This is a genomic window from Ruegeria atlantica (genome assembly GCF_001458195.1).
Classification (GTDB): Bacteria; Pseudomonadota; Alphaproteobacteria; order Rhodobacterales; family Rhodobacteraceae; genus Ruegeria; species Ruegeria atlantica.
In genome coordinates, this window is sequence record NZ_CYPU01000011.1 from 54298 (window position 1) to 66491 (window position 12194).

At 51.7% G+C, this 12194-nt stretch carries 10 protein-coding genes; 6 read left to right on the forward strand and 4 right to left on the reverse strand.

What is annotated here, in order from left to right; translation table 11 throughout:
• Nucleotides 1–484: 484 nt before the first annotated feature.
• On the reverse strand, nucleotides 485–2902 hold the full coding sequence (locus RUA4292_RS02825; RefSeq protein WP_058276201.1) for a patatin-like phospholipase family protein: 2418 nt from the start codon (nucleotides 2900–2902) through the stop codon (nucleotides 485–487).
• 324 nt (nucleotides 2903–3226) lie between these two features.
• Between RUA4292_RS02825 and RUA4292_RS02830 the strand changes: the two genes are divergently transcribed.
• The 3 genes from RUA4292_RS02830 to RUA4292_RS02840 all read left to right on the forward strand — a co-directional run bounded on the left by RUA4292_RS02830 (nucleotide 3227) and on the right by RUA4292_RS02840 (nucleotide 5973).
• Nucleotides 3227–4699: a DUF2779 domain-containing protein gene (locus RUA4292_RS02830; protein ID WP_233493319.1), complete on the forward strand. Its 1473-nt coding sequence runs from the start codon at nucleotides 3227–3229 to the stop codon at nucleotides 4697–4699.
• A 174-nt stretch (nucleotides 4700–4873) separates the two neighbouring features.
• On the forward strand, nucleotides 4874–5530 hold the full coding sequence (locus RUA4292_RS02835) for a hypothetical protein (protein ID WP_058276203.1): 657 nt from the start codon (nucleotides 4874–4876) through the stop codon (nucleotides 5528–5530).
• Nucleotides 5530–5973, forward strand: a complete 444-nt coding sequence (locus tag RUA4292_RS02840) for a hypothetical protein (RefSeq protein WP_058276204.1) — start codon at nucleotides 5530–5532, stop codon at nucleotides 5971–5973. Before RUA4292_RS02835 ends, RUA4292_RS02840 begins: the two co-directional genes overlap by 1 nt.
• Nucleotides 5974–6094: 121 nt before the next feature.
• On the opposite strand, the gene RUA4292_RS02845 is transcribed toward RUA4292_RS02840, so the two are convergent.
• Together RUA4292_RS02845 and RUA4292_RS02850 are read right to left on the reverse strand one after the other, a co-directional pair.
• A complete protein-coding gene (locus RUA4292_RS02845) occupies nucleotides 6095–7033 on the reverse strand; it encodes a hypothetical protein (RefSeq protein WP_145974838.1) in 939 nt (312 codons plus the stop codon).
• Between the two features lie 278 nt (nucleotides 7034–7311).
• Nucleotides 7312–7932 (reverse strand): recombinase family protein, encoded by a 621-nt coding sequence (locus RUA4292_RS02850; RefSeq protein ID WP_058276206.1) that lies wholly within the window; start codon nucleotides 7930–7932, stop codon nucleotides 7312–7314.
• A gap of 107 nt (nucleotides 7933–8039) precedes the next feature.
• On the opposite strand from RUA4292_RS02850, the gene RUA4292_RS23825 reads away from it, so the two are divergent.
• On the forward strand, nucleotides 8040–9821 hold the full coding sequence (locus RUA4292_RS23825; RefSeq protein ID WP_082636968.1) for an inositol monophosphatase family protein: 1782 nt from the start codon (nucleotides 8040–8042) through the stop codon (nucleotides 9819–9821).
• Nucleotides 9818–10078 (forward strand): hypothetical protein, encoded by a 261-nt coding sequence (locus RUA4292_RS02860; protein WP_058276207.1) that lies wholly within the window; start codon nucleotides 9818–9820, stop codon nucleotides 10076–10078. The genes RUA4292_RS23825 and RUA4292_RS02860 overlap by 4 nt, the downstream gene beginning before the upstream one ends.
• A gap of 415 nt (nucleotides 10079–10493) precedes the next feature.
• On the opposite strand, the gene RUA4292_RS02865 is transcribed toward RUA4292_RS02860, so the two are convergent.
• On the reverse strand, nucleotides 10494–10847 hold the full coding sequence (locus RUA4292_RS02865) for a DUF3127 domain-containing protein (protein ID WP_058276208.1): 354 nt from the start codon (nucleotides 10845–10847) through the stop codon (nucleotides 10494–10496).
• A gap of 562 nt (nucleotides 10848–11409) precedes the next feature.
• Here RUA4292_RS02865 and RUA4292_RS23830 point away from each other — a divergent pair.
• Nucleotides 11410–12167 (forward strand): IS5 family transposase gene (locus RUA4292_RS23830; RefSeq protein WP_145974846.1). Its coding sequence is split into 2 segments (ribosomal slippage): nucleotides 11410–11734 and nucleotides 11734–12167, totalling 759 coding nucleotides; the frame shifts between segments, so codons are not numbered across the junction.
• The last annotated feature ends 27 nt before the right edge of the window (nucleotides 12168–12194 follow it).

The window sequence follows — 12194 nt, forward strand, 5'->3', positions numbered from 1 at the left end:
TCGGACGCAGTTGGTGGGGCAGGGGCATGAGTAAACAACGAGTCGTTCCTGTATGGGATTCACAGGTACAGTCACTACGAGAACGACTGGCGCTATACGACAGTTCCCGACTATTGATGCGGGAAGAGACGGATACCTTTGGCCAAGGGTGGAAAACATTCGGCCCGATGTCCTGTCCTTCCAAGAGATTTGAGGCGATTTTAACTCCTCTCTAGAGGACCGGACCGATCCTCTAGCGTTTTTACAATTCTAAACGCTTCGCACGTGCACACTGCGTGCAATCAAATCTGGAATTCTGCAATGCGCTACGAAGCAGACGTGCGCGTTCGCCAGCTAAATCGCAGAATCGACTTTTTTTGTGAGTCCTTACGCCCGAGTGTTTCGCATCTGTAGCGAATGTCTTGAAACCGTATCAGGGCGGTTGCTGGTTTAGGGTTGAACGGTTGGTCCAAAGGAGACGACCGATACAAATATGAGCGTGGCGTCATTTTGGTTTTCCGTCTAGTTCCACCCCAACAAAGCCCTTGGTTGGAAGATTCCAACGCGGTACCAAATTACCTGTGCCAACCGCGCGCCGTAATTCGCATTCGTTTCCATTGGACTCAATCGAGGCACCTTCTCCCTCGGCATTTTGCTGCTCAGATCCTTCAGGTTCCAAGCCATCTAGGCCGAGTTCCTGCTCTACACGATCTTCGATTGCTTTGAACGTAGTCTGTGAGAGATACCAACTCACAGTAAAGTTCACTTTTTCTATCTCTGCCTCCACGAAGCACACCCTTACTGTCGGGTCTGCTCCGGGGGCGTCTCCGTAGACGACGGTCAGGCGGCGGACCGTTTGCTCTGTTCTGGCTTTCCAAGCCTTGTGGAAAGCAGAAATCGGCGCGGATATGGTTCCCTTGATTGCGCCCGGTAAGCGAGGTTCCTCAGATCGGAAGACCATCAAATTTATCGGGCGATCGTCCAAATGTTGAGAAATAGAGGGGATGAACTCATTTAATGTGTCCAATCCCGAATTGTCGAAATAGCCGCCATCGGCCAATTGTTGAACTTGGAGTATGGAATCCTGTCGAGTGTTGCCGGCGAACACTCTTCCGGGAGGTGTGACAATTGGAAACCGGGCGGACATCACTGCGGCATTTCCGACGGTTAACTCCAAGTCATCTTCCATGAAGATCCGCCCGGTCTCGTTGAGTGATAATCTGTCGAAAGGAGATAGGACAATTTTTTTGCCGTCGGAAACACGGGTCGTGTTGAACAAAAGTAGAGGAGCTCCCAGCAGTTCATCCCAACTATTTGCCAAGGGCGTGTCCAAAAGATTTTCATTCGCTTTTACACCATCGTCAACCTGGCCTACATCGTCGAGCCATAGATTTATCGACCGCCCGAGTGCATTTTCGAGCATTCTACCGCGATCAATGGGTTGTTTGGACAGGGTTGAAATCGGAACGAAATTGTCGAGATTGTCTCTGAAGAAAAGACCAGTCAAGGCGTGAGCAAGGAAGTCACGATCCAAGATCTGGCGAACTGCGTTCCTGTGGCATTCGCTGTCCGTACCTGGCGACACGCATACACCAGACTTTCGGATCGCCCAGTAGACCGCCGCTCCGATAGACCCGCCGGAAACGCCGCTTACGATGAATACGTTTCGGGTAAACCCGGGCTCTTTATCCGCCCGAGTGGCTAGATAAAAGGCCGTGTGGTAGGCTGCATATAGACCTCCGCCTTGAGCTGCGAACAAAAACACCGGAGAATTCTCGGTTGGAACCTGTAGTCGAGAATCGTTAGGTACCCGTGCCAAAGGAAAAATGAGATCTGCGATCGATGATTTGTCTTGGATCAACGGTAGCATCAATCGTTCGAAGGTTTGTCTTTTCGTCAATTCGACGATCGCAAGACTGGGAGAAGGCGTAGGCTCCGAATACCTAAGCCCGTCGCGTGTCGTGCAGCGGAGGCCACAACTGTCCTCTGCGGCATCTAGTCGTGGCGTCCCCGCAATCAAGTTGCACCCGGAAAGTGATCCGCATTTGGTGCCGACCGCACCCCATATAAAAATCCCGAAGAAGACGGTTGCAGTCGATAACAAGATCACCTTGTCTCGTTTCGTACTCCTCCACTCGTGCCCAAACCATGTTTGAAACTTCTTTGAATTTGCGTAGCACAACAGAAAAAAGAACACTCCGGCAAAAACGATCGCCCGGAATGGGCTCATCAAGGCTTGAGACAGCATCAACAACAAAAAGATGATTTCGAAGCCACCCGGCATGCGTCGAGAAAGCACTGTTAGGGTAACCAATCCATATGCGGCCAGAACAAAGAAAATAGAGGTGACGCCGCTGGCACCAATTGTTTCTCGTAGAGCAGGTGATTGGTCGATCGCATATAGTATGCTGGCCGCAGGCACAGCAACGATAAGGTGGCCAAAGTCTAGTTTGATCAAATAGACCAATAACCGGTGAAGTTTGATATAAACCCAGGAAAAAAGTGGAACGAAAACCAAAACCAATACAAGGAAAGGCCATTTCGGTAATCCAGTCGCGTCCGGGCTAAATGCTGCTTGGGTCACGCCGGTGATCAACCCAAAATAGGCGATGCTTCCAAGTACTATGGATACCTTCTTGCCTTTTCGCTCGTCGCCCATACCAAACTCGTGAAGCGCGATGCGAGAAGCCGACCACAAAGAGATCGGTATGAAACAAAGCAGGCCGGTCTTGATCCAGAAGCTGACCACTGGTTTGTTCCATGACAGTTCCAATTTGGAGAAGTTCGAGAAACCCACGCCATTTTTTCCCATGTCGGCGGCGTAGCCCAAGAATACTTCTTTAACTGGATCCAGGGTGCAGAAATACCAAAAGCCAAAGGCCAAAAACGTCGGCCCGTAAAGAATCCGAAACAGTTGGTACATCGCTCTCTCTCAATGTCTTCGTACTCGAAATACTTCAACCGTATCACATTTGCGGCGAAGCCAGAAATCTTGATTCAAATGCCTAAATGGTCTTGTCGCTAGCTAGTGGCGCGGATGTGAATACGATGTGGGGTGGGAAGCCGGACGCATTTACCTGCTTTGGATCTCGGGACGAGGCATCTCAGAAAATGCTAATTCCGGCCCTTTTGCGCTGTTTGCCCATGTTGCTCCAACCGCAGCAAGACTTCGAATGGCGAGTGCGATAAAGCGGTTAAACCAATGATCGTTTACTGACCACATCAATTCTGGAATTTAGAATGTATGATGCTATCCAAATCTGATTACATGATGTTTCTCAGGCACCCCGCCTGGCTCTGGATCAAGAAACACGCCAGGCATCTGTTGCCGCCGATCGACCCTTCATTGCAAGCACGGTTTGACGAGGGGCACGCGTTTGAGCCCTACGCGGAAGAGCTATTTGGTGATCTCGTTCGCCTCGGTTTTTCAGATTTTTCAGAATACCAAGCTCTGCCCGCGCGCACTTTAGAAGTCTGGAGGAACGGTGCAAACGCGGTGGCGCAGGGACGCTATGAAGATGGAACCATAACTTGCATCTCCGACATCGTGAGCCGAAGTGACGATGGGTACGTTCTGACAGAAATCAAGAGCGGAACTTCTGCAAAGCCCGAACACACATTTGATCTCGCATTCCAGCGTATCGTGCTTGAGGCAGCCGGGTTTCCCATTGCGCGCTGCGAAGTGGCACATGTGAACCGTGATTACGTCAGAAATGGCGAAATCAATCCTCAAGAGCTTGTCAGCATCACTGACATCACGAATGCGGTGACTGAGCAGCTCGAAAAAACACGCACGCGTATCGATCAGGCATTGAGCGTCGTTGCCAGCGGTACGATGCCTGATCCGTACCCCGAACGTGCGCGCCTTAAATCCTACGGTGAATGGCTGGAGATCCGTGAGAAGCTAGACCCTCCAATCGCGCCGGACAGCATCCACCACCTTCCGTTCATGAACGCGGAAAAAGCCTCCGAACTAATCGCAGACGGAATCACAAAGATTGACGAGATCAGTGATCCATCTGTGTTGGGCAAGTCGACACAGCGCTATTTGAGAGCTCGGGCGAACGGTGCACGCACTATCGATCATCAGGAGTTAAGCAGGTTTCTGAGCGAGATTGTCTATCCGGTTCACTATTTTGACTACGAGACATCTCAGAGTTTGCTGCCACCCTGGGACGGAACGCGTCCCTATCAGCAAGTGGCTTTCCAGTATTCCTTGCATATCCAGCATGAGCCTGGCGGAGAAATCGAGCACAGGGAGTATCTCCACCGAGACGCCACTAACCCGATGCCAGCCTTACTGAATAGACTTCGTGAGGACATGGGAGACGTTGGCTCTGTATTGGTTTGGTATGCTCCGTTCGAGAAATCGCGCAATACGGAAATGGCGGAAACTTACCCAGAGCATGCAGAGTTCCTGGAAGGCCTAAACGCCCGCGTTGTAGATCTTATGAAGCCGTTTGCGGATGAAGTGATCAACGATCCCGCGTTCAACGGAAGCGCCTCTATCAAGGCCGTTCTTCCAGCGTTTTTGCCAGAACTTTCATACGATGATCTGGACATCAAAGAGGGGGCGAGCGCCTCTCGCCTTTGGAAGGACGTGACACTGACCGAACCGGATGATCCAGCGCGCGAAAAGGTCTATTCTGATCTTGTGGCGTATTGCACGCGCGACACTTGGGCGATGGTTGCAATTCATCACGAATTGTTGGGGATGTGAGCTCATCGTACTCACCGTGAACTGTCCGTCGGAGCTGATAGGGTAGAAAAATGCAATGTCTGGATGGTTTGATGCTGCCCACATGGCCCTTTTTGTTCAATGGATAGGACGCCGCAAGATAGCCGCAATGCCCCGCTATGGTCGAACCGTCGTGAACTTTGAAAGGCTGCATCAATGAACAAGCCCTTTGAGTTGCTGTCGATGGACCGGGAGCATTGGCAACAGCGCCTGACCGGTTTGGAAAAACACCTTGGCTACAAGCACGGGTTCAAGCTGCTCTTCAGCCCTTGGCGACTACTGGGCACAGCGCACACACTGTTTCTAAGCCTAAATCCAGGTGGCGATCCCTCGGATGGCAAGGAGCCGCTTAGAATTGCCTCAGATGAGCGTGGATGCTCATACACCATTCCGGGTATGAACCATAAGCCCATAGCGCATCAGTATGTTCGTTTGTGCGAGCTCATAGGCCAAGACCCAGAAGATGTTTTGGCTGCAACGCTTATGCCATTTCGAACCGATGATTGGGACCGCAAACGAGACGAAGTGAACATTGCGATTACCCGAGATTTTTGGAGCTTGGTCGTCAACAACGGAAGGATAAAGAAGGTCATTGCGGTATCGGACACGGTCGAAAAAGAAATACTGAAGTTGACCGGAGCCCGCCTACAGGCTGAAATTCCGGCCAACTGGGCAAAAGTGAAGATCCGTCGCTACAGAAACAATGATGGGCTTACGGTTTACGCCTTGCCGCATCTTTCGCGGTTCAAGCTGCTGTCCAGGAACGAAAGCATCCAACAGCTAATCAAGCTATTCGAATTGGATCAAAACTGATGGATATCTACGAAATTTGTTCCAGCCAACCAGATTTGGTTCGGCGTATGCTTCAGCATTCGACCGGTCCATTGGGCGAGGTGTTGGTTGCAATGGAGTTGGAAAAACGGGGATTCAAAACCGAGGTGATGGGAAATACCAAGCAACTTGATATGAGAACCACATCGCCCTCAGGCAGAACCTTTTCTGTCGAAATCAAGTCAAAGAAAACGTCGTCTGCTTGGTGGGTGCAGACAGAGCCTGAGCGGTCAGACTTTTGGATATTCACAAGGTTGGATATCGAAGCACTAAAAATAACTGACCTGTGGATCCTTACCCTACAAGAAGTCAAAGACCTCTGGCGTTCAAAGCCTTACAATCTAGCTAATCGCGGGCGCGGTGACATTCCAGATCACTTCTTACGGGACTGGGAGCAGCACCAGTGGTATAAGCTACAAGCCTGATCCGTCAGATGTCAGTGAACCAGGGTGCTCAATAGTCCTTTTTGTATCCACGCAAACGGGCGCTGGTTAAAAGGTGTGTACCATGAATCGTTCCTGATTTTCTGTAAAAATATCACATTAATCAATTGTTTGGATCGACACCGTTTGGCTGCATCTCAAAACATCGCCCGTCAATTTCAAATCCATATATGTAGCACGCGCTCACGTCTTGGCCGTCCGACCACCAACTCTGCAGCCAGTCTTTGAAACTTGCCGTTCCTTCCGTCGTGGATGTCCAAATCGAGCTTACGCCGTCGGACCCCTGGTCCCAAGCAAAACGGATGCCATCCACACCTTGATCATACAAGAACCGAGCGCTCGATTGCGTCCATTCGAAATGACTGTCCCAGTCGATTTGCGGCATTTCGATAGCCTTTAGTTCCTCGAAGCTGGGCATAACGGCTCTTGCTGCGCTCATCGCTTCTGATGGCTTTTTCTTCGCTGCGGCCCAGATTTCTTGGCCCGACGGTACCTCCATGGAGCAGACCGTAGCCTCGTTGGCGTCAGGTTCGAGCGACGGGTCAAAGGCTCGGCTAAGTGCGTTCATATCCTTGATGGTTTCGCAAAGATCATACAGCTCGAGCGCGGTTACTCCCACGATTACCGCGGTGCCGGCGTAAGGAATGGCTTCGCCTACGACCGAGCCTGCGCTTCTGCTCGCTGTCGCCGCTGCCCGTTTGGAAATCGTCGAGGTGGTTGCAAGCACGGCTGCTTTTGCAGTCGTGCGCTTGCCTTTGTGGACGATCATCTTCTCCTCAGCAAACTTTTTTGCGACAAGCTTCTGGGCTGCGAGATCTTCACTCAAGGACGCCACCTTGGTTTTTAGCTCACGATTGTGTCTCTTTTGGTCAGCCAAGTGTTTGTTGAGCTTTTTCTTCTCATTGGCTTGGTGTGTCGCCACAGACTGTTTACCGGTAACGGCCTCGAAAGCACTCGAGGCCACGTCGAAGGCGGCACCTCCAGCCGTGATCAATAGATTGAATGCGAGTGACGCGGCCAAAAGCAACGGGGTCACGATCATCCATATCGTACGAAACACTTTCCAAGTTCTCTTCATCTCAACATAAATCCTTTGGAGCCTTTGTGCTTGATGACCTGTACGAACAGGTCAACTCAGGGCTTCTCCATGCCTGGGGTCTGCTCTCTTAGCTCTTGATTCAACCAAACACTTATTCACTGAACGAGGATGCAACTTTTTAATTTCTGCCAACATTTTTCATGCAGAAGACATGTTGGCGAAAACGCAGAAGCGAAGTCGGTGCTAGGCTAAGGACATCGGAGACGCGCGGAAGGCTTTTGTCAGGAGTTTTTTTTCAGGAAGAGACGGACATTACTCTCGCTCCACCGCTTGCCGCTTGGAGATGGCGTGTGTTCGGCGTTCAAGGCTTCAGCCAAGGCTGCGTAGCTCATATCGCTTGATTTCAACTGCCTGGCTCTATCGAGGGCTGCGGCCTCTCTTTTAGGTTTTGAATTCATCCATTCGAGCTGCCGGCGGCGCCATTCAGAAAAATGCTTGTGTGGGTCGAACGACCAGTCGGCGGTGATGAGAGGATCAGGATCTAGTTTCTCTATCGTCAATTCGGTTCGTTCAAACCAATCAGTCATGTAACCGTGACGCCGCCAGTTTTTCACGCGTGAAAAATCGACGATGATTACCGTCGCATCTCGTTCGAGGCACTCCACTTCCATCGCATTCAGTGTGTCTTGGATCAATGCGCTGCCACGATCTGGTTCGATCTCCATGAATATTTCTTCGCGTATCAAATCCAAGTCATGCTTTTTTGCGTATCTGCGTATCATTTCCTTCTGGTAGCGAATGGTGCGGCTGACCTCAGCGGCTTCATCTACGTCCGACGGCAAATCGACGAAGTGCGCCCAAGTGACTGGGAGCGTCCAATAAAATCCAACCGCCTTTTCCACTCTTTTTTACCTTCCAAGTGACCAAATCCGCAAAATCCCGAGGCATCCGACGCGACTTAATAAGCCGATGTAGATTCCTGGAAATCGAAAAACACGGAGTCTTCCATATGAGCAGCGATACTCAATCATTTGCAGCAATTCTTCCTCAAGTCATCACCGCAGTCGAGACTGTTGGTGCCATGATCCGTGCAGAGTTCCACCGCCCAGGCGGACCTCGCGGTACGTCACACAAAGCTGCAGTGGACACCGAAGCAGAGCTCTTTCTGAAGAATGAACTGATGTCACTCCACCCAGCTTCCTGGCTTGGTGAAGAAACGGATAGCTGCGAGGTCGATTGTTCCGACATCTGGATCGTAGACCCGCACGATGGAACTGCAGACTTCATGAACGGTCTACGTGGGTCTGCGGTCTCAGTGGCGCTCCTAAGTGAAGGTCGGCCCGTGCTTGGTGTCGTTTACGCACCAACAGCGCCCGATGACAGCGGTGACATGATTTCTTGGGCTTTGGGCGCGGAACTCATCCGAAATGGACGTGCTGTGGAGCCTGAACCAACAAGCGGCAACCCAGTGATCGCTCTCAATGCCGACGCAGCAAACTATGCGCTTCCAAACCACATCTCATTTGGTGGAGCTCGCGTGCGACCGCTCCCGAGCCCGGCTTATCGGGCAGCCCTGGCTGCCGTGGGCGAGGTCGACGCTGCGATCAGCCTGGTGCAGGGGCTGTCGTCTTGGGACATTGCTGGAGGACATGCGCTGCTTATCGGTGCTGGTAAAGCCATGGTTCAGTTGGATGGGCAAGAGCTGAACTATGCTTCGAACTGGTTTCAAGGCTTCATTGCGGGCTCGGCTGACATCGTTTGCAGACTGTCATCGGTCCAAGTGTCTTCCAGCGGAAGAATTGATAGGAAACCGGCTGTTCCAAGCACCAGAACCGGTTCGGCTCCGTTGCTTTCACGCGCTCACGGGACAATGCTGGGGCAGCTGGCGGGCGATGCACTTGGATCGTTCGTCGAGTTTCTGGACCCTCAAACGATCCTAGATCGCCACCCTGAGGGCGTCGTCGAATTACGCGATGGCGGAACGTGGAACCTGATATCGGGTCAGCCCACGGACGACAGTGAAATGGCGCTTGCGCTTGCAAGAAGCATTTGCGCTCGCAAACGATATGTCAGCAACGACGTAGCTCAGGCCTACATCGACTGGCGAAACTCGGGTCCCTTTGACATCGGTCATACGACATCGAGTGCTATCTCGGCGTTGGAGGCAGGTGAACTCGTGCAATCCGAGAGCCAGGCCAATGGCGCTTTGATGCGTGCTTGTCCAATCGGGATTTTTTCCGTTGGCAATCCAAAGCTTGCAGCGCTGCTCGCGCGCCAGGACGCGTCCTTGACGCACCCCAACAGCATCACGATGGCCGCAAACGCCGCATATGTTGCAGCAATCTCAGTGGGCGTTGCTGGGGGCGAAGAAGAGGAAATGTGGGCTGCAGCCTACAGCCACGCTGGAGAAGATGAAGGGGCCGACATGGTTCGAAATAGGCTCTTGGCGGCCAGATCGAACCGCCCTCAAGACTTCCAACACCAGATGGGTTGGGCACTCACGGCTTTTCAAAATGCATTTTTTTGCTTGATGTCCGAGCAAACGCTGCGGGACGCGGTAGTGGGCACAGTCGCTTTTGGTGGAGATACCGATACAAATGGTGCAATTTGCGGTGCCCTGTTGGGCGCGCGGCAGGGACGGGACGCCGTGCCGTTGCAATGGCGAAATTCGGTATTGTCCTGTCGACCGGTTGCCGCAGTCGGAGTTCATCACCCAAGACCGCAGGCTTATTGGCCGGACAATGTCCTTGAGTTATCTGAAGCGCTATTGGTTGCGAGGACAATTAAATGAGCGACCTCAAAAATTTGAGCAGACAGAGACGGGTTATTCTGCAAATCAAGATCGACGGTCATATCGAGGCCGCGATCTTTGCTGCTAAGGCCAATGGCATTGGCCTTTCCGAAGCAATTTCTCTAACCTCCAGAGCTTTGGTCAAAGAAATGGCCGCCAACAGCATGGACCGAGATAAGGTGCACCGTTTTCTATCCAGTGCCCTGAGGAGTGTTTTTGCTGAGTGTGAAGAGAGGTCACCTCGGTATAAAAACTAGCTGCGTAAGTTCGACCCAACCTAGATGTCAGAATTGATAGCGTCCTGATATGTTGGGACGTTGCCTCCCCCTAACCTCACGCGGCTTTGGAAAATGTGCTTAATTCGGTTGAGATGCTCTTAGTCAAACCATTTAAAGGGCGACGTGCAAAATCCAGCCGTCGCACATGATTCACATTACATGGGTAGGTGGGACCGGTCTTCGCAATCGTCGCTATGAATCGCTAACCTGTCATCCGAGAAAACAATCTAGAATTCAGCTTCGAGCCCAGTCTCTTCATTCAGAGAATCCGAAGCAACGGTCGCAAGGGGTGTAGGACTCGAGTCCGATGGCCGACTTCAACTCAACGCGCTGGTTCGCGAGCGTAACCCAGATGGGCGATAATAGCTTGGGGAGATAGACTGGCTAGTTCAAGTTAGAATGGTATATCATCATCAAGGTGACTGGCAGCCCCACTTGGTGCGCTTTCAAATGCTGGATAAGAAGCATCTTGTTGATTGTCAGCGCCAGCCCTAGAAATTTTCCACGCCTTAACATCTGTGTACCAGCGACCATTATACTCACGGCTTTCCAGGTCTATGGAAACAGTCAGGCTTTCATCTTTCCTAATTTCGAATTGGTCAATTTTGTCTCCCCACGCCATGAAGCAAATCTTCTTTGGATATTGGCCGTCAGTTTCCAACACGTACTCTTGCTTCCGCCACGTTCCGTTTGCCGAGGCCCCCGATTTTTCTGGCAAGATTTCAATTATTTTCCCGCTAATTTCCATAGTGAAAGCCTCTATCCAGAAAGTCCAATTTGCCGTGGGTGTTCTGGATTACATCATGCAAAAACACAGAATACCATCGAATGTAGCAAGTGAATGGATACTTGGTGGATTTTTTTTGGTGAACTCTTTGCGGCAATGACCAATGCTGTAGTACCCTATCGCACTCTTTTCTTCGGCAGTGCAGTCGGATTTTGATGCCTCGTGTTCAGCATCTTCTCCTTTTGGATTGGCCCAGCGTATGTCAATTTGTGTTTTGAAAATTTGAGCAGACTTTAAAGCGCTACTGGGGCTCGGCAAGCATCAGTTCGGCGCATTTTTTGCAAGTCGGTATTGGATTTTCGCTAACCGTTTGCCTATAAGTTCTTTGGCCGCATGGCGTCTGATTTGTTGCTCTTTGAGTCTTCCTCAAAATCTCTTCTAGTTCCAATAGCATCCTGCGTCGGCAACAGGGTTACATTCATGTCAATGTGCTTGCCGCAGAATAAGGTGTCCGGTCTAGGGTCAGGATGCATTGATTTTTGCTGCGCTGCGTGATTCACGGCTCCCAAAACGGAGCGGTGACGTGAAAGACCTTTATTGGCTAACCGACGAGCAGATGGCGAAGCTCGCCCCCTTCTTCCCAAAGTCGCACGGCAAGCCTCGGGTTGATGACAAACGGGTGTTGAGCGGGATTATCTTCATCAATCGCAATGGGTTGCGCTGGAGAGACGCCCCGGAAGCCTACGGGCCTCACAAGACCCTCTACAGCCGGTGGAAGCGTTGGAGCGAGAAAGGCATCTTCGCGCGGAGGATGGCCGGTCTCGCCGCCGAGCACAGCGAAAAGAAGACGGTCATGATTGACGCGACCTATCTAAAGGCACACCGAACCGCGACCAGTATGGCCGCGAAAAAGGGGGGCGTGGCCGCCTGATCGGCAGAACCAAGGGCGGCATGAATACCAAATTGCACGCCATCTGTGATAGCAAAAGGCGGCCTTTGAACCTCTTTGTCACCGCTGGCCAGGTTAGTGATTACATCGGTGCTCGGGCTCTGCTCAGCAGCATTCCAAACGCGGACTGGCTACTCGGTGATCGTGGCTATGACGCCGATTGGTTCCGAGATGCGTTGAAAGACAAAGGGATACGCGCCTGCATCCCCGGTCGAAAGCAACGCAAGACGCCAGTAAAATACGACAAGCGCCGATACAAAAGGCGAAACCGCATCGAGATCATGTTTGGCAGGCTCAAGGATTGGAGGCGCGTCGCGACACGCTACGACAGGTGTCTGAAAGTCTTCCTATCAGCCATCGCACTCGCGGCTCTAGTCATTTACTGGTTATGAATCCTGACCCTAGCTCAATTTGACCAT